The 22320-nt window shown below is 72.2% G+C and carries 25 protein-coding genes; 10 read left to right on the forward strand and 15 right to left on the reverse strand.

Annotated features, from left to right (window positions below; genetic code table 11):
- Nucleotides 1-188: 188 nt before the first annotated feature.
- The 4 genes from qcrB to ctaE form a co-directional block, all read right to left on the reverse strand.
- A complete protein-coding gene (qcrB, locus tag PVK74_RS12950) occupies nucleotides 189-1820 on the reverse strand; it encodes a cytochrome bc1 complex cytochrome b subunit (RefSeq protein ID WP_030500145.1) in 1632 nt (543 codons plus the stop codon).
- Complete coding sequence (qcrA, locus tag PVK74_RS12955; protein WP_030500144.1) at nucleotides 1817-2905, reverse strand: cytochrome bc1 complex Rieske iron-sulfur subunit; 1089 nt, start codon at nucleotides 2903-2905, stop codon at nucleotides 1817-1819. Before qcrA ends, qcrB begins: the two co-directional genes overlap by 4 nt.
- Before the next feature lie 67 nt (nucleotides 2906-2972).
- Nucleotides 2973-3806: a cytochrome bc1 complex diheme cytochrome c subunit gene (gene qcrC / locus PVK74_RS12960; protein ID WP_030500143.1), complete on the reverse strand. Its 834-nt coding sequence runs from the start codon at nucleotides 3804-3806 to the stop codon at nucleotides 2973-2975.
- 72 nt (nucleotides 3807-3878) lie between these two features.
- Nucleotides 3879-4478: an aa3-type cytochrome oxidase subunit III gene (ctaE, locus tag PVK74_RS12965; RefSeq protein WP_043329376.1), complete on the reverse strand. Its 600-nt coding sequence runs from the start codon at nucleotides 4476-4478 to the stop codon at nucleotides 3879-3881.
- 108 nt (nucleotides 4479-4586) lie between these two features.
- Here ctaE and PVK74_RS12970 point away from each other — a divergent pair, with 108 nt between their 5' ends.
- The 4 genes from PVK74_RS12970 (at nucleotide 4587) to PVK74_RS12985 (ending at nucleotide 7510) form a co-directional block, all read left to right on the forward strand.
- Entirely contained in the window at nucleotides 4587-5540 is a 954-nt protein-coding gene (locus tag PVK74_RS12970; protein WP_043329374.1) for a cytochrome c oxidase assembly protein, read from the forward strand.
- Between the two features lie 102 nt (nucleotides 5541-5642).
- Nucleotides 5643-6041, forward strand: coding sequence for a response regulator (locus PVK74_RS12975; RefSeq protein ID WP_030500140.1), 399 nt, complete (start codon nucleotides 5643-5645; stop codon nucleotides 6039-6041).
- A gap of 80 nt (nucleotides 6042-6121) precedes the next feature.
- A complete protein-coding gene (trpD, locus tag PVK74_RS12980; protein ID WP_104112414.1) occupies nucleotides 6122-7168 on the forward strand; it encodes an anthranilate phosphoribosyltransferase in 1047 nt (348 codons plus the stop codon).
- Nucleotides 7169-7303: 135 nt separating this feature from the next.
- On the forward strand, nucleotides 7304-7510 hold the full coding sequence (locus tag PVK74_RS12985) for a hypothetical protein (RefSeq protein WP_104112415.1): 207 nt from the start codon (nucleotides 7304-7306) through the stop codon (nucleotides 7508-7510).
- Between the two features lie 539 nt (nucleotides 7511-8049).
- Here the strand turns inward: PVK74_RS12985 and PVK74_RS12990 are convergent.
- Together PVK74_RS12990 and ctaC are read right to left on the reverse strand one after the other, a co-directional pair.
- Entirely contained in the window at nucleotides 8050-8478 is a 429-nt protein-coding gene (locus PVK74_RS12990) for a cytochrome c oxidase subunit 4 (RefSeq protein WP_064445180.1), read from the reverse strand.
- Between the two features lie 10 nt (nucleotides 8479-8488).
- The gene (gene ctaC, locus PVK74_RS12995) at nucleotides 8489-9457 is read right to left on the reverse strand and encodes an aa3-type cytochrome oxidase subunit II (RefSeq protein ID WP_043329368.1); all 969 of its coding nucleotides are present in this window, start codon (nucleotides 9455-9457) and stop codon (nucleotides 8489-8491) included.
- Between the two features lie 171 nt (nucleotides 9458-9628).
- On the opposite strand from ctaC, the gene PVK74_RS13000 reads away from it, so the two are divergent.
- A complete protein-coding gene (locus tag PVK74_RS13000) occupies nucleotides 9629-10780 on the forward strand; it encodes a cysteine desulfurase family protein (protein ID WP_069088994.1) in 1152 nt (383 codons plus the stop codon).
- Nucleotides 10777-10995, forward strand: a complete 219-nt coding sequence (locus PVK74_RS13005; protein WP_043329366.1) for a sulfurtransferase TusA family protein — start codon at nucleotides 10777-10779, stop codon at nucleotides 10993-10995. Before PVK74_RS13000 ends, PVK74_RS13005 begins: the two co-directional genes overlap by 4 nt.
- Before the next feature lie 59 nt (nucleotides 10996-11054).
- Here PVK74_RS13005 and PVK74_RS13010 read toward each other — a convergent pair whose 3' ends face one another.
- The 4 genes from PVK74_RS13010 to PVK74_RS13025 form a co-directional block, all read right to left on the reverse strand.
- Nucleotides 11055-11606, reverse strand: a complete 552-nt coding sequence (locus PVK74_RS13010) for a P-loop nucleotide/nucleoside kinase family protein (RefSeq protein ID WP_043329365.1) — start codon at nucleotides 11604-11606, stop codon at nucleotides 11055-11057.
- A complete protein-coding gene (locus tag PVK74_RS13015; protein WP_064448311.1) occupies nucleotides 11603-12577 on the reverse strand; it encodes a carbohydrate kinase family protein in 975 nt (324 codons plus the stop codon). The genes PVK74_RS13010 and PVK74_RS13015 overlap by 4 nt, the downstream gene beginning before the upstream one ends.
- 178 nt (nucleotides 12578-12755) lie before the next feature.
- Nucleotides 12756-13124, reverse strand: coding sequence for an iron-sulfur cluster insertion protein ErpA (erpA, locus tag PVK74_RS13020; protein WP_043329360.1), 369 nt, complete (start codon nucleotides 13122-13124; stop codon nucleotides 12756-12758).
- Nucleotides 13125-13261: 137 nt separating this feature from the next.
- Complete coding sequence (locus PVK74_RS13025) at nucleotides 13262-14422, reverse strand: glycerate kinase family protein (protein WP_274479122.1); 1161 nt, start codon at nucleotides 14420-14422, stop codon at nucleotides 13262-13264.
- 43 nt (nucleotides 14423-14465) lie between these two features.
- Between PVK74_RS13025 and nadA the strand changes: the two genes are divergently transcribed.
- From nadA to PVK74_RS13040, 3 genes are all read left to right on the forward strand, one after another.
- A complete protein-coding gene (gene nadA / locus PVK74_RS13030) occupies nucleotides 14466-15641 on the forward strand; it encodes a quinolinate synthase NadA (RefSeq protein WP_043331070.1) in 1176 nt (391 codons plus the stop codon).
- Nucleotides 15642-15855: 214 nt separating this feature from the next.
- Nucleotides 15856-17211 (forward strand): UDP-N-acetylglucosamine 1-carboxyvinyltransferase, encoded by a 1356-nt coding sequence (murA, locus tag PVK74_RS13035; RefSeq protein WP_030500128.1) that lies wholly within the window; start codon nucleotides 15856-15858, stop codon nucleotides 17209-17211.
- Between the two features lie 80 nt (nucleotides 17212-17291).
- Complete coding sequence (locus PVK74_RS13040) at nucleotides 17292-17900, forward strand: DUF3043 domain-containing protein (protein ID WP_043329355.1); 609 nt, start codon at nucleotides 17292-17294, stop codon at nucleotides 17898-17900.
- A gap of 70 nt (nucleotides 17901-17970) precedes the next feature.
- Here PVK74_RS13040 and PVK74_RS13045 read toward each other — a convergent pair whose 3' ends face one another.
- Together PVK74_RS13045 and PVK74_RS13050 are read right to left on the reverse strand one after the other, a co-directional pair.
- The gene (locus PVK74_RS13045; protein WP_069088991.1) at nucleotides 17971-18279 is read right to left on the reverse strand and encodes an AzlD domain-containing protein; all 309 of its coding nucleotides are present in this window, start codon (nucleotides 18277-18279) and stop codon (nucleotides 17971-17973) included.
- Nucleotides 18273-19019 carry an AzlC family ABC transporter permease gene (locus tag PVK74_RS13050; RefSeq protein WP_069088990.1) on the reverse strand — a complete coding sequence of 249 codons (747 nt, stop codon included), beginning with the start codon at nucleotides 19017-19019 and terminating at the stop codon, nucleotides 18273-18275. The genes PVK74_RS13045 and PVK74_RS13050 overlap by 7 nt, the downstream gene beginning before the upstream one ends.
- A gap of 67 nt (nucleotides 19020-19086) precedes the next feature.
- On the opposite strand from PVK74_RS13050, the gene PVK74_RS13055 reads away from it, so the two are divergent.
- Complete coding sequence (locus PVK74_RS13055) at nucleotides 19087-19647, forward strand: helix-turn-helix domain-containing protein (RefSeq protein WP_043329354.1); 561 nt, start codon at nucleotides 19087-19089, stop codon at nucleotides 19645-19647.
- On the opposite strand, the gene PVK74_RS13060 is transcribed toward PVK74_RS13055, so the two are convergent.
- Genes PVK74_RS13060 through PVK74_RS13070 form a run of 3 tightly spaced genes read right to left on the reverse strand, consistent with a single transcriptional unit; the run spans nucleotide 19631 to nucleotide 22276 of the window.
- A complete protein-coding gene (locus PVK74_RS13060; protein ID WP_274479123.1) occupies nucleotides 19631-20608 on the reverse strand; it encodes an ABC transporter ATP-binding protein in 978 nt (325 codons plus the stop codon). The two genes, PVK74_RS13055 and PVK74_RS13060, sit on opposite strands and share 17 nt — an antisense overlap.
- Nucleotides 20605-21405, reverse strand: a complete 801-nt coding sequence (locus PVK74_RS13065; RefSeq protein ID WP_113972724.1) for an ABC transporter permease — start codon at nucleotides 21403-21405, stop codon at nucleotides 20605-20607. Before PVK74_RS13065 ends, PVK74_RS13060 begins: the two co-directional genes overlap by 4 nt.
- A 19-nt stretch (nucleotides 21406-21424) precedes the next feature.
- Nucleotides 21425-22276, reverse strand: coding sequence for an ABC transporter permease (locus PVK74_RS13070; protein ID WP_064448306.1), 852 nt, complete (start codon nucleotides 22274-22276; stop codon nucleotides 21425-21427).
- Nucleotides 22277-22320 lie beyond the last annotated feature (44 nt).

Below are 22320 nucleotides of genomic sequence, written 5' to 3' on the forward strand. Positions count from 1 at the left end.
GGACCGCACGGATACCCGGCTGACCGGGGTTATTCCTGCGATTCCACCCGTCCGTGTCGGGGGGCGGCGGGGACCGGTGCACCGCACGTCGGGCGCCGGGCGGGCACAACCGGACGACAGGTACGTAAAGCGGCAGTGGCGCCCGCCGGATGATCCGGCGGGCGCCACTGTCAGTCGTACCGGGAAGGTCAGCGACGGCTCTCGCCGCTGCCGATCTCCTCCCGCTCCGGCCGGTCCTCGACCGGCGGGTGCCCCGGCGAGACCGGCGCCTCGGCCGGCTTCTCGATCGGGTAGAAGAAGCCCCGGATCGCCGGGCCGAGGGCGCCGAGCCGGTTCATCTTCTTCGGCACCACCCAGCCGACGTAGTCCAGTGCCGGCGGGTGACCGTCGTGCCCCTCGGCCGAGGTGAGCGGCTGGTGGACCTCGACGAACCGGCCGTCGGGCAGCCGCTTGATGATGCCGGTCTCCACGCCGTGGGCCAGCACCTCCCGGTCGTGCTGCTGCAGACCCAGGCAGATCCGGTACGTGATGTAGTACGCGATCGGCGGCAGGATCAGCAGGCCGATCCGGCCCGCCCAGGTCATCGCGTTCAGGCTGATGTGGAACTTGTCGGCGATGACGTCGTTGGCGCCGGAGAGCGTCAGCACGATGTAGAAGGCCAGCGCCATGGCGCCCACGGCGGTCCGGGCCGGAACGTCCCGGGGCCGCTGGAGCAGGTTGTGGTGCTTGTAGTCCTTGAGGCGGCGCGCCTCCAGGAACGGGTACATCGTCGACAGGCCCACCAGGATTCCGGGTAGGACCACCGTCGGCCAGAACAGCGGTGGGATGACGTACCCGTTGCCGATCGGGATGTGGATCTCCCAGCCCGGCATGAGCCGGGTCGAGCCGTCGAGGAACATGACGTACCAGTCGGGCTGGCTGGCGGCCGAGACCACCCACGCCTCGTACGGGCCGAACAGCCAGATCGGGTTGATCTGGAACAGGCCGCCCATCAGCGCGATCACGCCGAAGACGACCATGAAGAAGCCGCCCTGCTTGAGCGCGTAGCGCGGGAACATCCGCTCGCCGACCACGTTGGAGTTGGTCCGGCCGGGGCCGGGCCACTGGGTGTGCTTCTGCTTGAACACCAGGCCGAGGTGCACGCTGATCAGCGCCACCAGCAGACCCGGGACGAGCAGCACGTGGGCGATGAAGAAGCGGCTGATGATGATGGTGCCGGGGAACTCCCCGCCGAAGATCGACGAGCTGACCCAGGACCCGATCACCGGGATCGACAGGATGATCGCGGAGGCGATGCGCAGACCGGTGCCGGACAGGCCGTCGTCCGGCAGCGAGTAGCCGGTGAAGCCGGCCAGGAAGCCGACCCAGAACAGCAGCGAACCGATGATCCAGTTGGTCTCACGCGGCTTGCGGAACGCGCCGGTGAAGAACACCCGCAGCATGTGCACCACGATCGCGGCCATGAACAGCAGGGCCGCCCAGTGGTGCATCTGCCGCATGATCAGGCCACCCCGGACATCGAACGAGATGTCCAGGCTGGAGGCGTACGCGGCCGACATCGGGGTGCCCCGCAGCGGCGCGTAGCTGCCGTTGTAGATGACCTCGGTCATCGTCGGCTCGAAGAAGAACGTCAGGAAGACGCCGGTCAGCAGCAGGACGATGAACGAGAACAGCGCGATCTCGCCCAGCAGGAACGACCAGTGGTCGGGGAAGACCTTGTTCAGCAGCTTGCGCAGGGGCGTGGCCACCTGGAAGCGGTCGTCCACCGCCCGCGCGCTCTTGGCCGGCAGCGCGGCGGCATCAAACTTTCGGCGCTTCATGGCCGCTCCCAGAAGTCGGGACCGATGGTCTCGGTGTAGTCGGACTTCGCCACGAAGAAGCCCTCCTCGTCCACCTCGATCGGCAGCTGCGGCAGCGGCCGGTTCGCCGGGCCGAAGATCGGCTTGGCGTTGTCGGTGATGAGGAACTGGGACTGGTGGCAGGGGCAGAGCAGGCGGTTGGTCTGCTGCTCGTAGAGGCTGGCCGGGCAGCCGGCGTGCGTACAGATCTTGGAGTACGCGACGTAGTTGCCCCACATGTAGTCGCCGTGGCCCTTGCGCTCGTTCGCGGCGCGCGACTTCTGCGCGTCGTCCTCCCGCAGGTGGATGAGCAGGGTGGGCGAGTCGGCGTGCTTGTTGCTGACGCCGCCGTCGATGCCCGGGAACACGGTGAGCTGGCCGCCGACGCTGACGTCGGCCGGGCGGATCGGACGGCCGTCCTCACGGATCAGCCGGATCTTCTTGCCGCCCTCGCCCGGCTGGAAGCCGGTGGTGAACATCTGGTTGTTCTTGTGCGGCTGCTCGATCAGGCCACCGATCAGCGGCGCGGCGGCCACCGCGCCCACCGGCGCCAGGCCGGCGAGCAGCGAGATGCCCAGCAGCGGCCGGCGGCGTACGCCCATCTCGTCGGCGAGGTAGAGCATCGTCTCACCGGTGATCTTGCGACCCTCCGGGTCGTCGACCTGGTCGTGCCGGTCCTGGATCGACACCTCCTTGGGCAGCAGCTTCTTGCCCCAGGTCAGGATGCCGAAACCGATGCCCAGCAGCGCCAGGCCCAGCGTCACGCCGAGCAGCGGCGTGTAGAGCTTGTCGCCGCCGCGACCCGGCTCCCACTGCCACGGCCACCAGATGTAGACCACCAGGAAGGCGGTCGCGAAGACGCCGGTCAGCAGGAACATCAGGGCGACGGTACGGGTCAGCCGGCGCTCGGCCTTGCTGCCCGGGACCACCTGCGGCTCGTAGTGGACGATCTCGATGTCGTCCCGCCGGGCGCCCTCCTGAACGACCTCGAACCGGGAGAGCCGGGGGTCGTTCACGTCGAGCGGCTCCGGGCCCCGCTGGGCCTGGTGCTCGGTGTGGGTGCTCATGCCGTCACCTCGCTACGGGTGACGCCGGGGGTCGGCGCCACAGCACTGGAACCATTGATCCGTCCGGTCACGACTTGCCCGCAATCCACAGGCTCGCGAAGACCAGCGCGACGATGCCGACCAGGAAGATCGCGATGCCCTCGGTCGACGGGCCGTACCGGCCCAGGTTGAACCCGCCCGGGTCGCCGTCGTTCTTCAGCGTGTCCTGGATGTAGGCGATGATGTCCGCCTTCTCCTGCGGCGTGATCTGGTTGTCACCGAACACCGGCATGTTCTGCGGACCGCTCAGCATCGCGGCGTAGATCTGCCGGTCGCTGGCCGGCGCGAGGCTCGGCGCGTACTTGCCGGAGGACAGCGCACCGCCGCCACCGCCGAAGGCGTGGCACTGCGAGCAGTTGATCCGGAACAGCTCGCCACCGGTGGCCAGGTTGGCGCCCTCACGCAGGTCGCCGTTGGGCACCTCCGGACCGCCACCGAGCTCCTGGATGTACTGCCCGAGCTGGCGCACCTGCTCGTCGGTGAACTGCGGCGGCTTGCGCATGGCCTGGGCCTCCTGCCGGGCCATCGGCATGCGACCGCTGCTCACCTGGAACTCCACCGAGGCGGACCCGACGCCGATCAGGCTCGGACCACGGCCCTCGACGCCCTGGGCATTGCGACCGTGACAGGTCACACAGCTCACGTCGAACAGCGCCTTACCCTCGTTGCCTGCGGCGGTCAACGGCGGGTTGTCCTGCGCCTGCACGCCGGGGGCGAAGACGGTGTAGGCACCGCCGGCCAGCATCAGCGCGGCGAACAGCCGGACCGCGGCGCCCAGCCGGCGGCGGCCCCTGCTGCGCGCTACGGGCCGCCCGCGCAGCCGCGCGAGCAGACCGCGTCGGCGGTCGTTGTCAGAAGTCATGACCTGTGTCCTTAACCGGTTGGACCTTGTCTCAGGGGACGGAGCAGCGGCGCGGTTCGTGACGCGCCAAGATCACTGGAGCCAGTAGATCATGGCGTAGAGCGCGATCCACACGACGTCCACGAAGTGCCAGTAGTAGGACACGACGATCGCCGAGGTCGCCTGGGCTGGGGTGAACCGACCCATGGTGGTGCGGATCATGAAGATGATGAAGGCGACCAGACCGCCGGTCACGTGCAGACCGTGGAATCCGGTGGTGAGGTAGAACATCGACCCGTAGCCGTCTTCGTTGATCTTCACGCCCTCGTGCACCAGGGTCCGGTACTCGTTCAGCTGACCGAGTACGAAGATCAGACCCATGATGAACGTGATCGTGAACCACCGGCGCAGGGCGTGGACGTCGCCGCGCTCGGCCGCGAACACGCCGATCTGACAGGTGATCGAGGAGAGCACCAGGATCACCGTGAACGTGGTCGCGTACGGGATGTTCAGCACCTCGGTGTGCTTCTCCCACTGCTCCGGCGCAGCCGCGCGGATGGAGAAGTACATCGCGAACAGCGCCGCGAAGAACATGAGTTCGCTGGAGAGCCACACGATCGTCCCGACGCTGACCATGTTGGGTCGCGTCAGGGAGTGGATCCGGCTCTTGTCAATGGCTGGGGCCGCAGTCACGCGGTCATTATTGCCCCTGACCGGGACCGACGATCAGCGGGGTGCCAAACCCGGCCCTTCCGTGGCCCGATCGTGGTGGTCCGCTTCGCCTGACCTACCCTGAAAAGCGTGCTGCACGTCGATCAGATCCTCGCCGTCACCTCGGCCGTTCCGGCGACGCTGGCGGCGGGAGGCGAGAGCGCCCCGCCGCCGTTCACCGTGGCCCGGGTGTTCACCGAGACCCGGCTGGACAGCTGGCTCACGCTGGGCATCGTGCTCGCCGCCGGCCTGTACCTCTACGGGGTGCACCGGCTGCGGCTGCGCGGCGACCGCTGGCCGGTCATCCGTACCGTGTCGTTCCTCGGCCCCGGCCTCGGCGGCATCGCGCTGGTCACGCTCACCGGGCTCGGCGCGTACGACACCGCCCTGCTCTCGGTGCACATGGTCCAGCACATGGTGCTGTCGATGATCGCGCCGATCTTCCTGGCGCTCGGCGCGCCGGTCACGCTGGCGCTGCGCACGCTGCCGGTACGCCCGCGCAAGCGCCTGCTCGCGATCGTGCACAGCCGGATCGCGCGGATCTACAGCTTCCCGCTCGTGGCGTTCACCATCTTCGTGGTGAACCCGTTCGCGCTCTACTTCACCGACCTCTACGAGTTCACCCTGCGCCACGAGTGGGCGCACGAACTCGTCCACGCGCACTTCATCGCCACCGGCTGCGTCTTCTTCTGGCCGCTGCTCGGCCTCGACCCGCTGCCCGGACGCTGGCCGTACCCGGCGCGCGCGCTGCTCATGCTGCTCTCGGTGCCGTTCCACACCGTGCTCGGGCTCACCATCATGCAGAGCACCACGCTGTTCGGCGGCGACTGGTACCCGTCGCTCAACCTGTCCTGGTCCGACCCCTGGAACGACCAGGTGGTGGCCGGAGGCGTCCTCTGGGCCGGCGGCGAGTTCGTCAGCGTCACCATGCTCGCCGTCCTGGTCGTCCAGTGGGTCAAACAGTCCGAGCGCGAGGCCCGCCGGCTCGACCGCGAACTGGACCGCCAGGAGGCCCGCGAGCGCGCCGCGGAAGCGAGCGCCTGAGGCCCCTGACGGGGTACGCCCTCCCCCGCCCGGGCGGAGGACAGGCCGAACGTGACGCCCGCTACGATCAGCGGGCAGCTACGAGGTGGGAGCCACGTCACGATGAGCGATCGTCTTTGCACCGTCCTGCTCTACAGCGACGACCCGAAGGTCCGCGACCGGATGCGGCTGGCCGTGGGCACCCGCCCGGCGCCCGGCATCGAGATCGAGTTCGTCGAGGCCGACGAGTACGCCGCCTGCGTCCGGCTGGTCGACGACTACGAGATCGACCTGCTGCTGCTCGACGGCGAGGCGAGCCCGGGCGGCGGCATCGGCATCGCCCGCCAGATCAAGGACGACCGGGACGACGCGCCGCCGACCTGCGTGGTGCTGGCCCGCGCCGCCGACCGCTGGCTGGCCGCGTACGCCGAGGTCGACGCGACGCTGACCCACCCGCTGGACCCGGTGGTCGCCGGCAGCACCGTCGCGGAGCTGCTGCGCCGCACCCACGCCGCGGCCTGATCCCCCGACCCTCGCGCGCCACGGCGACGCGGCCGTGGCAAGCCCCAACCGCTTTCCTCACGCCGCTCGGGAGGCCCGTCATGGGCGAACGGACCTGGCCGCTTCTGCTCAACGCGCTGCTGCGCGGCGAGGAGCTCTCCACCGCCGACACGGCGTGGGCGATGGGCGAGATCATGGCCGGCTCGGCGACACCGGCGCAGATCGCCGGGTTCGCCGTGGCGCTGCGCACCAAGGGCGAGACCCCCGCCGAGCTGGGCGGCCTGGTCGAGACCATGCTGACCCGCGCGGTGCCGGTGCTCCTGCCCGACGAGGTACGCGACACCGCGCTGGACGTGGTCGGCACCGGCGGTGACCTCGCGCACACGGTGAACATCTCCACCATGGCGGCGCTCGTGGTCGCCGGGGCCGGCGTCCGCGTGGTCAAGCACGGCAACCGGGCCGCCTCCTCCTCGTGCGGCACCGCGGACGTGCTGGAGGAGCTCGGCGTACCGCTGGACCTGGAGCCCGAGCAGGTGGCCCGCTGCGTCACCGAGGCCGGCATCGGCTTCTGCTTCGCCGCCCGCTTCCACCCTGGGATGCGGCACACCGGCCCGGTCCGGCGCGAGATCGGCGTACCCACCGCGTTCAACTTCCTCGGCCCGCTGACCAACCCGGCGCGGCCCCGCGCGGGCGCGGTGGGCTGCTTCGACAAGCGGATGGCCCCGGTGATGGCGGCCGTTTTCGCGGCCCGCGGCGACTCCGCGATCGTGGTACGCGGCGAGGACGGCCTGGACGAGTTCAGCACCGGCGCGCCCACCCGGGTCTGGGTGGCGCAGCAGGGCACCGTCACGGAGGCGCTGCTGGACGCGGCGGAGCTCGGGGTACCCCGGGCCACCCTGGCCGACCTGCGCGGCGGAGACGCGGCCTACAACGCCGACGTGGTACGCCGCCTGCTCGCCGGCGAGACCGGCCCGGTACGGGACGCGGTGCTGGTCAACGCCGCTGTGGCGCTGTCCACCCAGGGCCCGCTCGACGGCGATCTGCACGAGGCGCTGCGGGCCAACCTGGACCGGGCCGCCGAGGCCGTCGACTCGGGCGCCGCGGCGGCCGCGCTGGAGCGCTGGCTGGAGGTGGCACGCGCCGCCTGACGGCGAGGGTGTCGTACCCGCGTGCCAAACTACACGGGAGTTATTTTCCGTTTTCGGTCTATCCGTTTTCGGTCTTCGGTCCACCGGCCGGCGCCACACCGCCTCGCCCCGGGCCCGGAGCGAGAGGAGCCACCCGTGTCTGACCGCGAGCTGCACTGCGACACCTGCGAGGACGTCGTGCTGTTCGAGGCGCCGCCCTGCGGCGACGGGCACGGCGCCGACTGCCCGGAGCTGATCTGCACCCGCTGCGGCGCGGCAGTGGTGATCGCCACGTTCACCTTCCGCCCGGCCCGCCTGTCCGGCCGCCGCACCCGCCGCCCTTCTCACCCCCAGGCCGCCTGACCTCCACTCCCTTTCGGCGCCCTTTCCCTCCCCGCCACGCCCGACAGCCCAACCGCCTGCCTCGCGTGATGAAGGAGTTTGTGTCCCCACGGTTGTCCAGGCGGACACAAACTCCTTGATCAACGGGGCGGGGCGGCGCCGGGAGCGCGGTGGGCTCGGGCGTGAGTGTCAACGATGACCCGGTGGCGGCACCGCGTCATGGGGAGCGGACTGCGGTTCGCCCCACCTGGCCGAGCCGCGCGGCGAGATCTTGGAAGGAAGCGGCTGTCATGGAGACCGTTTCCTTCCAAGATCTCTCGTGGTCCTGCCAACCGGAACGGCGCTCTCGGCTGATGGAACAGTCCGGCGTGAGCCGGTGGTGCGCACCGGAGGCAGAGCGCCAGAGCGCCGCCGCACGGGCGGTGATCATGAGGTTGGCGGGGACAAAAAGGACCGCCGGTGCCGTCAACTTCATGATCAACGGGGACGGCGGAGGGGGGCGCGGAACGCGGCAGGCCCGCTCCCCCGGAGGGGGTGCGGGCCTGCCGTGGCGCGTTGGGTCAGTGCTCGGCGGTGCGGCGGGTGCCGGAGTAGTACTCGAAGAGCAGCCCGCAGGTGGCGAAGACGACCGTCACCAGGCCCAGTCCCAGCAGCCAGAACTGCCAGAACACCAGGCCCAGGCCGGCGATCGCGGCGGCCAGCGCCAACGCGAACGGCCAGTAGCTGCCCGGGCTGAAGAAGCCGACCTCACCGGCGCCGTCGGCGATCTCGCCGTCCGGCCGGTCCTCGGGGCGCAGGTCGATCCGGCGGGAGACGAACCAGAAGAAGCCGCCGCACATGGCGCAGAGCAGGAAGGAGAGCAGCAGCGCCACGGTGCCGATCCACTCGATGCGGCCGTCGCTGTCCGCGTACGTCCAGGCGCCGTAGAGGATGGTCGCGCCGAGGAGGAACGTGGCGATGGTGAGGAAGATCTTCCACTCGGTCTTCATGCCGGACCTCTCAGCTTCCCGCGCCGGCCTGGGCGTCGGACGGGTTGAAGTTGTTCACGTCGCGCCGGGTGTCGAACGGCTTCGTCTCGGTGGCGTACTCGGGCTCACCGATCGCGCCGAGCGCCTCCTGGGTCGACTTGCCGGCCTTCTTGGCCGCGAGGAACTGGTCGTACTTCTCCGGCGAGACGACCCGCAGTTCGAAGTTCATGAAGGCGTGGTAGCTGCCGCACAGCTCGGCGCAGCGGCCGACGAACGCGCCCTCCTGGTCGATGCGGGAGACCTCGAACGTGTTGCGCACGTTGCCCGGCATGACGTCGCGCTTGAACAGCAGCTCCGGCACCCAGAACGAGTGGATGACGTCGCGGCTGGTCTCCTCGAACCGGATCGAGCGGCCGCTGGGCAGCACCAGGACCGGGATGACCTCGCTGGTGCCCAGCACCGAGGCGACGGTGTTGGCGTCGCGGCCCTGGCCGTCGCGGTAGTTGAACTGCCAGTTCCACTTGAACGCCACGACCTCGACGGTGACGTCCGGGTTCTTCGACTCCTTGATCACGTCGGTCTGCACGACCGCGGTGTAGTAGAAGAGCACGGAGACCACGAGGATCGGCGCGATGGTGTAGAGGAACTCCATCGGCAGGTTGTAGCGGGTCTGCACCGGCAGCTCGTTGCCGCGCTTGCGGTAGCGGACCACGCACCAGAAGATCAGGCCCCAGACGAACACACCGACGGCCAGCGCCGCGATGCAGGACGCGATCCACAGGTCGTACATGCGCTGCGACTCGGGCGTGATGCCGCCCTGCGGCCAGCCGAACCCGCCGAACGCCTTGCCGACGTCACAGCCGGTGAGCGAGACCAGCAGCGCCGCCGCGCCGAGACCGAGCCCGGCGATTCGACCAGCACCACGCCGCCGGCGTCCACCGGCCCCCGGGGAAGCGCTGCGTACGGCCGAGCGCCGTACCTCCGAACTCCTTGCGACCACCTGGTCCTGCCTCCCTAGCGCGCCGCGGCGGTTGTTCTCCTTGACACCGACGGCAAAGGCGTCACCGACGGTCGCAGATTACTCGACCATGACCGGCCAGGCCGTCTTGGGGTCGCTGTCCACCCCCATCGGGGGGATCTTGGGCGTAACCGGGCGATAGCGTGGAACGTCATGAGCGCCTCCCCGGTCTACCTGGACGCCGCCACCGCGGCCCCGCTGCATCCGGTCGCGCGGCAGGCGATGCTGGCCGCCCTGGACGACGGCTGGGCCGACCCGGCCCGGCTCTACTCGGCGGCCCGCCGGGCCCGCCAGCTCCTCGACGCCGCGCGCGAGGCCGCCGCGCAGACGCTCGGCGTCCGCGCCGACGAGCTGTCCTTCACCCCCAGCGGTACGGCGGCAGCGCACGCCGCCGTACTCGGTGGCCTGGCCGGGCGGCGGCGGGCCGGGGCGACGCTTGTGCACTCGGCGGTCGAGCACTCGGCGGTGCTGCACGCCGCGCAGCGGCACACGGCCGCCGGCGGCGCGGCGGTGTCCGTACCGGTGAACCGGCTGGGCCGGGTGGACCTGGACGCCTGGGCGTCGGCGGTGGCCGCGCCCGGCGTGGCCCTCGCGGCGTTGATCGCTGCCAGTCACGAGGTGGGCACGGTGCAGCCGGTGCCCGCCGCGGCGGAGCTGTGCGCCGAGGCGGGCGTGCCGCTGTACGTGGACGCGGCGCAGCTCGCCGGCCGGGCGCCACTGCCGGCGGGCTGGTCGGTGCTGAGCGCCAGCGCGCACAAGTGGGGCGGGCCGCCCGGCGTCGGGCTGCTCGTGGTGCGCAAGGGCGCCCGGTGGGAGTCGCCGTACCCGGCCGACGAGCGGGAGTCGGGGCGTACCCCGGGGGTGGTGAACCTGCCGGCGGTGGTCGCGGCGGCGGCGAGCCTGCGCGCGGCGGCGGCCGACGCGGCGGCCGAGGCGGCGCGGCTGGGACCGCTGGTGGACCGGATCCGGGCGCGGGTGGCGGCCGAGGTGCCGGACGTGGAGGTGGTCGGCGACCCGGTCGACCGGCTGCCGCACCTGGTGACGTTCTCCTGCCTGTACGTGGACGGCGAGGCGCTGCTGCACGCGCTGGACCGGCGCGGGTTCGCGGTGTCCTCCGGCTCGTCGTGCACGTCGTCAACGGTGCGCCCGTCGCACGTGCTGGAGGCGATGGGGGTGCTGTCGCACGGCAACGTGCGGGTGTCGCTGCACCGGGAGACCACCGAGGCGGACGTGGAGCGGTTCCTGGCCGAGCTGCCGGGGATCGTGGCGGACCTGCGGGCGCAGGCGGGGGTGACCGACCTGTGAGCGAGCCGGATCAGGTGCTGGACTGCCGGGGGCAGCGCTGCCCCCTGCCGGTGATCAATCTCGCCCGGCTGGTGCCCGGGCTGCCGGCCGGCGCGGTGGTGCGGGTGCTGGCCGACGACCCGGCGGCGGCGGTGGACATCCCGGCGTGGTGCCGGATGCGCGGCCACGAGTTCCTCGCCGCGCACGACGGGCCCGCCTACGACGTCCGGGTGTAAGGAAGGGCCCCTTGTTAACGCCTCGGGTAGAGGAAGGGACCCTTCTTAACGCCCGACGCTCAGCTCAGGTACGCGAGGATGCCGGGCAGCGGGTCGGCCGCCACGGCGGTGTCGACCACCAGGCGGGGGCCGATCAGCGGCTCGTACTCGGCGCGGCGGCGCAGCGTCAGCTCCCAGGTGCCGTCCTCGGGCGGGCGGGCCTCGACCCGGCGCCGGTGCTCCTCCTCGTCGCCGCAGTGCACCTCGATCACCCGCAGCGGCACGCCGGCCCGTTCGGCCACGTCGTGCCAGAGGCCCCGGGCGCTGGCGACCGGGTTCACCGCGTCGACCACCACGCTGAGACCCAGGCCGAGCTGCACCTCGGCCAGCCCGGCGACCGCGCCGTACGCGGCCATGCCCGGCACGTCGCCGGTGAGGCCGTAGCGGTGCAGGGCCCGCTCGACCGGGTCGACCGGCAGGACCGGGGCGCGCAGCGCGACGCCGACCCGGGCGGCGAGGGTGGTCTTGCCCACGCCGGGCAGCCCGGCGAAGGCGACCAGAACCGGGCCGCCGGAGCCGGGGCGGACCGCCTCCGGGTCCACCCCGCCCGACGGGACGGCCGCGCCGGTCACAGCAGGTGCGGCCGGACGTCCTCGGCGGCCGCGTCACCGTACGACTCGGCGAGTCGCTTCACGAACAGGTCGCGGCGGACCTCGTACTCCTGGCCGCCGAAGTTCTCCAGCACCAGCGTGGCCAGCAGGCAGCCGACCTGGGCCGCCCGCTCCAGGCCGACGCCCCAGTCGAGCGCGGCGAAGAAGCCGGCCCGGAAGCCGTCGCCGACGCCGGTCGGGTCGACCGCCTGGATCTCCCGCGCGATCGGCACCCGGATCGTGCCGACCTCCCGGCCGGCGATCTCCACGCCCTGCTTGCCCAGCGTGGTGACCCGCACCTTGACCCGGTCGAGCAGCTGCTCGTCGGTCAGTCCGGCCTTGCTCTGCAGCAGCGACTTCTCGTACTCGTTGGTCATCAGGTAGTCGGCGCCCTCGACCAGGCCGAGCACGTCCGCGCCGTCCATCCGGGCGAGCTGCTGGGACGGGTCGGCGACGAAGGCGTAGCCCCGGTCCCGGCACTCGCCGGAGTGGCGGATCATCGCGGCCGGGTCGTTGGCGCTGACCAGCACCAGGTCGAGGCCGCCGAGGCGCTGCGCGACCGGGTGCAGCTCGATGTTGCGGGCCTCGCTCATCGCCCCGGCGTAGAAGGAGGCGATCTGGCACATGTCGGTGTCGGTGGTGCAGACGAAGCGGGCGGTGTGCGCCACCTCGCTGACGTGCACCGAGTCGCAGTCGACGCCGTGGCGCTCCAGCCAGGAGCGGTAGTCGGCGAAGTCGGCGCCGACCGCGCCGAGCAGCACCGGGCGCAGCCCGAGCTGGGCCATGCCGAACGCGATGTTGGCGGCGGTGCCGCCGCGCCGCAGGACCAGCTCGTCGACGAGGAAGGAGAGCGAGACCTTGTCGAGCTGGTCGGCGATGAGCTGGTCGGCGAAGCGGCCGGGGAAGCTCATCAGGTGGTCGGTCGCGATCGAGCCGGTCACGGCGATCTTCATGTCAACCCTCGGGGTCGGGAGCACGGCGCGGTCAGCCTACCGGCCCCCGGACCGGACGGACGGCGGTCGGTCACCAACCGGTCGATCAGCGCACATCCGGACGTCACCCCCAGGGGGTACGACGAAGCGGCGGGCCGCCCCACCGGGACGGCCCGCCGCTTGCGGTCGGTGCGTCGACTCAGCTGAAGGAGTCGCCGCAGGCGCAGGAGTTGCCCGCGTTGGGGTTGTCGATGGTGAAGCCCTGGGCGTCGATCCGGTCGGCGAAGTCGATGGTCGCGCCGGTCAGGTAGGGGGCGCTCATCCGGTCGACGACGACCTCGACGCCGTCGAAGTCGGTGACGATGTCACCGTCGAGCGAGCGCTCGTCGAAGAACAGCTGGTACCGCAGGCCGGAGCAGCCACCCGGCTGCACGGCGACCCGGAGCCGCAGGTCGTCGCGGCCCTCCTGCTCGATCAGGGCCTTGACCTTCTGCGCCGCGACGTCGGTGAGGACGACGGTGCTGGGGGCCTTGGCCTCGGTCGACTCGGTCTGCGCTGGCGTGGTCACGTGGAAGTCTCCCTGCGCGGTATAGGTCCGGACGTCCTGGCCAACGCCGCACGTCCGCCAGTGATTCCCGGTGTGGTCCGTTTCGATCGTACGCCGCCGTCGGCGTCACCACCCGGCGGCGTGACCAGCGGAACCGGTCAGCGGCTCCACTGCCCGGCCAGCCGCGCGCCGAGCGCGCGCAGCCCCTCGGCCGGGCGGGTCATCGCCGCGTCCACTCCCCCGCGCTCCTCGCCGCCGAAGTGGTCGACCAGGCTGTACGCGTCGGTCACGCCGGCCGCCGCGGCCTCCCGCCGCCCGGTGCTCACCCGTCCCGCCAGCACCACGCAGGGCACGCCCCGGTCCCGGGCGGCGCCGGCCACGCCGGCGACCACCTTGCCGCGCAGCGACTGGTGGTCGAACGAGCCCTCGCCGGTGATCACCAGGTCGGCGGCGTCGAGCGCGGCGTCCAGCTTCACCGCGCGGGTGACCACCCCGATGCCCGATTCGCACCGGCCGCCCAGCGCCAGCACGGCCGCGCCGAGGCCGCCCGCGGCGCCGCCGCCGGGCAGCGCGCCCAGCCCGGGCGGGCAGCCCGGCAGGCGCTGCGTCAGCACGTCCGCCCAGCGGGTCAGCGCGGCGTCGAGCAGCAGCACGTCGGCCCGGTCGGCGCCCTTCTGCGGGCCGAAGACGCTGCTCGCGCCGTGCAGCCCGAGCAGCGGGTTGTCCACGTCGGTGGCGGCGACGAGCGTCGCGCCGCGCAGCCGCGGCTCGCCGTCGAGCGCGGCCACCGCGGTGAGCGCCGCGCCGCCGTACGGCAGCGCCCGGCCGGCGTCGTCGAGCGGCGTGACACCCAGCGGTACGAGCATCCCGGCGCCGCCGTCGTTGGTGGCCGAGCCGCCCAGCCCCACCACCACGGTGCGCGCGCCCGCCTCGACCGCGGCGGTGACCAGCAGCCCCAGCCCGTACGAGGTGGTGGCCTTCGGGTCGCGTTCGGCGTCGGAGAGCAGGTGCAGGCCGCACGCCTGGGCGCTCTCCAGGTACGCCGTGCCGTCGTCGGTGAGCAGGATCTCACCGGTGGCCGGACGGCCCAGCGGGTCGACCGTGGGCACCGGCAGCCGGCGCCCGCCGAGCGCGTCGGCGAGCACCTCGACAAACCCCGGTCCGCCGTCGGCCAGCGGCCGGACCAGCAGTTCGTCGCCGGGGGCGACGTCCCGCCAGCCGTCGGCCACCGCGGCGGCCACCTCGGGGGCGGACAACGTGCCGGCGAACTTGTCCGGGCAGAGCAGCACGCGCATGCGCAGCAGTGTGGCAGGCCACATCGGGGACGGCTGCGCGGTGGTCGCGCTGTGGGACCATGGGGGCGTGACTTCGACCTGGGTTGAGCCGTCCAACACCGCCACGGCGCTGCTGCTCCTCGGCCGCGGCAGCGACCCCGCCACCGAACGTGGCGTGGAGTGTCCGGGTGATCTCCCCGCGCCGAGCGACCCCGACCTGGTGGCCCGCGCCGCCGCCGCGAAGGCCGCGCTCGGCACGAAGGTGTTCGTGCTGGGCCACCACTACCAGCGCGACGAGGTGATCCAGTTCGCCGACGTGACGGGCGACTCGTTCAAGCTGGCCCGGGAGGCGGCGGCGCGCCCTGATGCGGAGTACATCGTCTTCTGCGGCGTGCACTTCATGGCCGAGAGCGCGGACATCCTGACCTCGGACGCGCAGAAGGTGATCCTGCCCGACCTGGCGGCCGGCTGCTCGATGGCCGACATGGCGGTGCTGTCGCAGGTCGAGGCCGCCTGGGACACGCTCACCGACCTGGGCATCGCGGCGGACACCGTCCCGGTGACGTACATGAACTCCTCGGCCGACATCAAGGGCTTCGTCGGCCGCAACGGCGGTGTGGTCTGCACCTCGTCGAACGCCAAGCGGGCCCTGGACTGGGCGTTCGAGCAGGGCCGCAAGGTGCTGTTCCTGCCCGACCAGCACCTGGGCCGCAACACCGCGGTGCTGGAGATGGGCTTCTCGCTCGACGACTGCGTGCTCTACGACCCGCACAAGCCGGGCGGCGGGCTGACCGCCGAGCAGCTGCGGGACGCGAAGATGATCCTGTGGCGCGGCCACTGCTCGGTGCACGGCCGGTTCACGCTCGACAGCGTCAACGACGTACGCGAGCGGGTGCCGGGCGTGAACGTGCTGGTGCACCCGGAGTGCCGGCACGAGGTGGTGAACGCCGCCGACCTGGTCGGCTCGACCGAGTTCATCATCAGGACGATCGAGGCGGCCCCGGCCGGCTCGGCGTGGGCGGTGGGCACCGAGCTGAACCTGGTACGCCGGCTCGCGCTGGCCCACCCGGACAAGCAGATCATGTTCCTCGACCGGGCGGTCTGCTACTGCTCGACGATGAACCGGATCGACCTGCCGCACCTGGTGTGGGCGCTGGAGGAGCTGGTCGCCGGCCGCGTGGTGAACCAGATCACCGTCGATCCGGAGACCGCCCGACACGCCCGGTCGGCGCTGGACCAGATGCTCGCGCTTCCGGGAGCGTGATCACCCTCGGTCACCCCACTGGCACGTAAACGCACCGGACACCCCGGTTCGTGCCCTCGCTGGTGATGTGACCGATTCCATTTTCGTCACGGAGGGCTATGCTGCCGGGGCGACGACACACGCGGCCCGTTTTCCCATGACCGCGTTCCGGGTAGCGATGAACTTCGTGCACCCATCACTAGACACGGCAGCACCCAACGCGCTGGAGGTTGCGTTGACCGACGACGTCCTGGTCGTACACGGAGGCACTCCGCTGGAAGGGCGGATCCGCGTCCGCGGCGCGAAGAACCTGGTGTCCAAGGCGATGGTCGCCGCCCTGCTCGGCGACACACCCAGCCGGCTGTTCGACGTGCCGCGTATCCGTGACGTCGAGGTGGTCCGCGGTCTGCTCGGCCTGCACGGCGTCAAGGTCAGCGACGGCGACGAGGAGGGCGAGCTGGTCTTCGACCCCTCGAACGTCGAGAGCGCCAGCACCGACCAGATCAACGTGCACGCCGGTTCCAGCCGGATCCCGATCCTGTTCTGCGGCCCGCTGCTGCACCGGCTCGGCCACGCCTTCATCCCCGACCTGGGCGGCTGCCACATCGGCCCGCGCCCGATCGACTTCCACCTCCAGGCGCTGCGCGAGTTCGGCGCCACCGTCGACAAGACGCCGGAGGGCCTGCACCTGTCCGCGCCCAACGGGCTGCACGGCACGAAGTTCGCGCTGCCGTACCCGAGCGTGGGCGCCACCGAGCAGGTGCTGCTCACCGCGGTGATGGCCGAGGGCGTCACCGAGCTGCGCAACGCGGCGGTCGAGCCGGAGATCATCGACCTCATCTGCGTGCTGCAGAAGATGGGCGCGATCATCAAGGTGCACACCGACCGGGTGATCGAGATCCAGGGCGTCAAGAAGCTGCACGGCTACACCCACCGGCCGATCCCGGACCGGATCGAGGCGGCCAGCTGGGCGGCGGCGGCGCTGGCGACCCGCGGTCACGTCGAGGTGCTGGGCGCCCAGCAGGCCGACATGATGACCTTCCTGAACATCTTCCGCTCGGTCGGCGGCGAGTACGAGGTCACCGACCTGCGCCCGCCGCGCGGCGGCAGCCCCGGCCAGGAGGGCGGCATCCGCTTCTGGCACCCGGGCGGCGAGCTGAACGCGGTGGCGCTGGAGACCGACGTACACCCGGGTTTCATGACCGACTGGCAGCAGCCGCTGGTGGTCGCGCTCACCCAGGCCCGCGGCCTGTCGATCGTCCACGAGACGGTCTACGAGCAGCGGCTCGGCTACACCGAGGCGCTGAACACGATGGGCGCCAACATCCAGGTCTACCGGGACTGCCTCGGCGGCACCCCGTGCCGCTTCGGCCGGCGCAACTTCAAGCACTCCGCGGTGATCGCCGGGCCGAGCAAGCTGCACGCCGCCGACCTGGTCATCCCGGACCTGCGGGCCGGGTTCAGCCACCTCATCGCGGCGCTCGCCGCCGAGGGCACCTCCCGGGTGTACGGCGTGGACCTGATCAACCGCGGCTACGAGGACTTCGAGGCCAAGCTGGCCGACCTCGGCGCGCACGTCGAGCGTCCCTGAGGCGTCCCGTTCACTCGACCGGCCGCGCCCGGTGCACCCGTGATGTGCACCGGGCGCGGCCGGTTGGCTACCCTTGCCGCGTGCCGTCGCTGTTTCGCCGCAAGTCCGCCGACCTCGTCGAGGAGTCCGTCACCACTGTGACGACCGACGAGGAGTCCGCCGCCGCCCGTCCCCGGGGCTACACGCCCAGCAAGAAGGAACTCGGGCAGGTCACGCCGAAGCGCCCGGTCGCCGGCCGCCGGCCGACCGCGCCGGCCAAGCCGCTGACCAAGGAGGAGGCCCGCGCGCAGCGCCGCGCCGCCCGCGCCGAGGCCGCCGCCGAGTTCCGGCGCGAGGGCGGCCCGCGTGACCGGGGGCCCGAGCGGCTGCTGGCCCGCAACGTGGTCGACTCCCGGCGTACGGTCGGCACCTGGTTCTTCGGCGGCGCGCTGATCGTGCTGGTCGGTTCCAACCAGGCCATGCCGCCGATCGTGCGGCTGCTGTCCAACCTGCTGTGGGGCGCGCTGGCGCTCGGCGTGCTGATCGACTCGGTGCTGATCTCCCGGAAGATCAAGCGGCTGGTCCGCGAGCGCTTCCCGAAGAGCACCGAGAAGCTCGGCTCGCTCTACTTCTACGCGATCATGCGGTCGATCACGTTCCGCCGGATGCGCGCTCCCGCGCCCCGGGTGAACATCGGCGACAAGGTCTGACCGGCCCCGCTCCGAAATCGGCCCCTTCCCGCTCCGGCGGTGCGGGGCCGTTCTCGTGCGAGGGCCGGCGTCAGTCCACGCCGAGCAGGCGCAGCACCGCTGTGGTGGCCGCCGCCGCGACCACGACCAGCACGAACGGCGCCCGGCGCCAGGCCAGCACCAGGCCGATCAGCACCCCGGCGGGGCGGGCGTACCCGGCGAAGCCACCGGCCTCGGTCAGCGCCGCGGTGGCGGCGAGCGCGGCCAGCAGCGTGGCGGCGCCGACCGGCAGCAGGTGGCGGGCCCATTCGGGCAGGTCCAGCCGGTCCCGCAGGAGCACCCCGGCGACGCGGAAGCCGTAGGTGCCGGCGGCCAGCGCGAGGATCACGGCGATCAGCACGAGACCTCCCCGGCCCGCACGCTCCGATCATCAGCCGCCTCGTCAGCGGTCCGGGGTGGCGCGGCGGGCGGGCGGCGGCGGGCCAGCAGCGGCAGGGCCAGCGCGGCGAGCGCGAGCAGCACCGGCAACCCGGCCGGCAGCAGCGGCGTGGCCAGCACGGCCAGGCCGGCGCCGGTCAGCGCCACCCGGCGGGTCTCCCGGTCGCGCAGGCTGGGCAGCAGCAGCGCGGCCAGCCCGGCCGGGAACGCGGCGTCGAGTCCCAGCGCGGCCGGGTCGCCGGCCGCGCCGCCGGCGAGCACGCCGAGCGCGGTGCCGGTGTTCCAGGCCAGGAAGAGCAGCACCCCGGCGAGCCAGAACGCCCGGCGCCGCCCCGGACCGGCCGGGCGGGCCAGCGCGAACGCGGTCGCCTCGTCGGTCATCAGGTGGCTGCCCAGCAGCCGCTGCCAGCGCCGGGAGCCGAGCGCGCCGCCGAGGGCCAGGCCGAACGGCAGGTGGCGGGCGTTGAGAAGCAGGCCGGCGAGGACCGCCGCGAGCGGACTGCCGGCCACGACGAGCCCCACCGCCATGAACTGGGCGCCACCGGCGTAGACGACCGCGGACATGGCGAGCGTGGCCCAGGCGGGCAGGCCGGCGGCTACCGCCACGGCGCCGAACGACGCGCCCACGGCCAGCATCGCCGCGCCGATGGCGGCGACGTCGCGGAGCACCCGGGCGTCGCCCGTTCGGTATGCCGTACGCATGTCCATTATCCTGAACGCGAGAACGCTTGTTCGTCAAACCGAACAAACCGACCGTTGGAGCGAACACATGGCGATCGACCCCGCTCCCCCACTCGCGACCATCGCCGCCGCGCTACGCCGCGAACGCGAACGGGCCGGCCTGTCGCTCACCGAGCTGGCCCGCCGCGCCGGCATCGCCAAGTCCACCCTGTCCCAGCTGGAGTCCGGTTCCGGCAACCCCAGCGTGGAGACGCTCTGGGCGCTCGGCGTGGCGCTGGACGTACCGTTCAGCCGCCTGGTCGAACCACCCGCCGCCGCCGTGCGGGTGGTCCGGGCCGGCGAGGGCCCCCGGATCCGCTCCGAGCACGCCGACTTCTCCGCCACCCTGCTCGCCGCCGGAGCGCCGCACGCCCGGCGGGACGTCTACGTGATGGAACTGGAACCCGGCGCGGTACGGATCGCCGAGGCGCACACCCCGCGCAGCGTCGAGCACGTCGTGGTCGCCGCCGGACGGATGCGCGTCGGCCCGGAGACCGACCCGGTCGAGCTGGGACCCGGCGACTACGTCACCTTCCCCGGCGACACCCCGCACCGGTACGAGGCGCTGGCCCCCGGCACGTTCGCCGTACTCGTCATGGAGCACCCGTGACCGCGGCCGGCGCCCGGTAGAGCCGCGCCACGACCTCCTCGATGTCCGGCTCCACGATCGAGATGTCCCGCAGCGTGGCCAGGCCGGCCAGCCCGGCCACCACCTCGGCGACGCTCGCCCGTTCCAGCGCGAAGACCAGCCGCCGCCCGTCCGCCTCCACCCGCTGCACCGGCGCGCCGGGCAGCACCGGCGGCTCGGGCAGCGCCGCGTCCAGCTCGGCGACCACCATCCGGCGCGAGCCGTACCGGCGGTGCAGCTCGGCGATCGACCCGTCGTGCACCACCCGCCCGTGGTCGATCACCACGAGCCGCCGGCACAGCCGCTCGATGTCGGCCAGGTCGTGCGTGGTGAGCACCAGCGTGGTGTCCCCGGCCCGGCCCAGCTCGGCCAGGAAACCACGCACCGCCTGCTTGCTGACCACGTCCAGGCCGATCGTCGGCTCGTCCAGGAACAGCACCTCCGGGCCGTGCAGCAGCGCCGCGGTCAGCTCACCGCGCATCCGCTGACCCAGCGAGAGCTGCCGGACCGGCGTGTCCAGGAACCCGTCCAGGTCGAGCAGCTCCCGGCAGCGGGCCAGCCGGGCCGCGTGCTCGCCGGCCGGCACCCGGTAGACGTGCCGCAGCAGGTCGAACGAGTCCCGCAGCGGCAGGTCCCACCACAGCTGCGAGCGCTGCCCGAACACCACGCCGATGCGCAGCGCCAGCCGGGTCCGGTCGGCCACCGGGCGCAGCCCGCACACCCGGGCCCGCCCCGCCGACGGCGTCAGCACGCCGGTGAGCATCTTCAGCGTGGTCGACTTCCCGGCGCCGTTCGGGCCGATGTAGCCGAGCATCTCGCCGCGCTCCACCCGCAGGTCGACCCCGTCGACGGCGGTCACCGTCCGCTTCTCGCGCCGCAACCGCCCGGCCCGGACCCGGACCGTGAACTCCTTGCGCAGCCCGTCCATCTCGATGACGCTCATGACCCCGTACTCCGGTAGTGACGGACCCCGACGCGCCAGGCCAGGGCGGCCAGCGCCGCCGCGACCACCGCGACGCCCGGCGCGGCCCAGCCCGCCCAGGACGGCAGGCCGAGCGGGTCGGCGCGGCCCAGCAACGCCAGCGCCGGGTGGTAACTGACAAAGGCGAACCCCATCCCGTACGCGAACAACGCGCGGAACCAGCCGCCGTAGACGGTGACCGGGTACGAGGTGAAGTCACGCCCGCCGTAGGTGACCGAGTTGGCCAGCTCGCCCGAGTCGACCCAGTAGAACGACACCGTCGCGGTCAGCACGAAGACCGAGGCGAAGAAGACCACGGCGGCCAGCGGCGCGACGACCGCCAGCGCCACCCGGCCCGGTGTCCAGTCGATCCCCGCCGAGACCAGCGCGAACAGCAGCACGGCGAGCCCGAACACGGCCCGGGACAGCTTACGCAGCGGCAGGTCCATCAGCAGCAGCTGCGGCAGCGCGCCGAGCGGACGGACCAGCACCGCGTCGAACAGGCCGGTGCGCACGTACCGGGGAAGCCGTTCGATGTTGCCGACCAGCAGGTCGGCGGTGGCGAAGCCGCACGCCGACAGCCCGACCACGACGAGCGTCTCGCGCAGCGTGAAGCCGCCCAGCTCCCGCGTCACACCGAAGATCACCAGGACGGTGACCACGTCGAACACGGTGGCGCCCACGTTGCCGACCAGGTCCACCACGAACGAGGTGCGGTACGCCGCCTGCGAACGCGCCTGCGCGCCGAGCAGCGCCCGGTACGCCCGCAGTTCAGCCACCCCGGGCGCGCTGTCGCGCTCAGCCACCCTGGACCACCAGGCGGCGCTCGGCGCGGCGCTGCACCAGCCGGCATAGCGCCAGCAGCGCCACCACCCAGGCGGCCTGCACCCCGACCAGGGCGAGACCGGTGGACATCGGCTCCCGCTCCACCAGCACGTCCAGCGGCACCTGGAGGATGCTGGGGAACGGGGTCGCGTACCGCAGGACCGTCTCCAGCGGGCCGGGCAGGAACCCGAGCGGGAAGTAGAGCCCGGCCAGCACGCCCGAGCCGAGCGTCCACAGGATCATCGGCCCTCGGACGTCCTGCAGCCAGTACGCGGTGGCGTTCACCAGGTAGCGGCAGCCGAAGCAGACCACCACCGCGAGCAGCACGGAGAGCAGGAACAGCGGCACCGTTGCCCAGTGCCGGGGCACGTACACCGCGAAGAAGAACGGGCCGATCACCAGCGGCGGCACCAGCCGGGCCAGCGCCGCGAACCCGGCCCGGCCCAGGTCGGTGGCGAGGTAGCTGGTCACCGGGTGCACCGGTCGCAGCAGGTCGGCGGCCACCTCACCGGTACGGATCCGGTCCGCCAGGTCGGTCCAGCCCCAGATGGCGATCACCGCCAGCAGCCCCTGGCCGGCCCAGACGAACGTGGCGAGCTGCGCCCTGTCGTAGCCGGCCACGGTGCCGGCCGCGCCGGTCGCGGCGAGGAAGATGTAGCAGCGCAGGAAGCCGAATACGGTGTTGGTGAACAGCCCCGCCACGGCGGCCTGACGGTAGGTCGCGTGCCGCCGGAACCCGGCCGCCGCGATCGCGCCGAATGTCCGAAACCATGGGGTAACGTGTGCGCCGGTGGGTGGTGCCACAGTGGCGGTGACCGAGCCCACGCCGTTACCCTCCTTCCGCAGCCACGACGTGCTGGACCGGGCGA

Origin of the sequence: Micromonospora chalcea, assembly GCF_028768405.1 — a bacterium.
Taxonomy (GTDB): Bacteria; Actinomycetota; Actinomycetes; order Mycobacteriales; family Micromonosporaceae; genus Micromonospora; species Micromonospora chalcea.

What these genes read in the sequence shown, in the direction of transcription:
- qcrB (WP_030500145.1), bottom strand. Translation starts at nt 1,820, where the DNA reads ATGAAGCGCCGAAAGTTTGATGCCGCCGCGCTGCCGGCCAAGAGCGCG.
- qcrA (WP_030500144.1), bottom strand. Translation starts at nt 2,905, where the DNA reads ATGAGCACCCACACCGAGCACCAGGCCCAGCGGGGCCCGGAGCCGCTC.
- qcrC (WP_030500143.1), bottom strand. Translation starts at nt 3,806, where the DNA reads ATGACTTCTGACAACGACCGCCGACGCGGTCTGCTCGCGCGGCTGCGC.
- PVK74_RS12975 (WP_030500140.1), top strand. Translation starts at nt 5,643, where the DNA reads ATGAGCGATCGTCTTTGCACCGTCCTGCTCTACAGCGACGACCCGAAG.
- trpD (WP_104112414.1), top strand. Translation starts at nt 6,122, where the DNA reads ATGGGCGAACGGACCTGGCCGCTTCTGCTCAACGCGCTGCTGCGCGGC.
- PVK74_RS12990 (WP_064445180.1), bottom strand. Translation starts at nt 8,478, where the DNA reads ATGAAGACCGAGTGGAAGATCTTCCTCACCATCGCCACGTTCCTCCTC.
- PVK74_RS13000 (WP_069088994.1), top strand. Translation starts at nt 9,629, where the DNA reads ATGAGCGCCTCCCCGGTCTACCTGGACGCCGCCACCGCGGCCCCGCTG.
- PVK74_RS13015 (WP_064448311.1), bottom strand. Translation starts at nt 12,577, where the DNA reads ATGAAGATCGCCGTGACCGGCTCGATCGCGACCGACCACCTGATGAGC.
- PVK74_RS13025 (WP_274479122.1), bottom strand. Translation starts at nt 14,422, where the DNA reads ATGTGGCCTGCCACACTGCTGCGCATGCGCGTGCTGCTCTGCCCGGAC.
- PVK74_RS13050 (WP_069088990.1), bottom strand. Translation starts at nt 19,019, where the DNA reads ATGCGTACGGCATACCGAACGGGCGACGCCCGGGTGCTCCGCGACGTC.
- PVK74_RS13055 (WP_043329354.1), top strand. Translation starts at nt 19,087, where the DNA reads ATGGCGATCGACCCCGCTCCCCCACTCGCGACCATCGCCGCCGCGCTA.
- PVK74_RS13060 (WP_274479123.1), bottom strand. Translation starts at nt 20,608, where the DNA reads ATGAGCGTCATCGAGATGGACGGGCTGCGCAAGGAGTTCACGGTCCGG.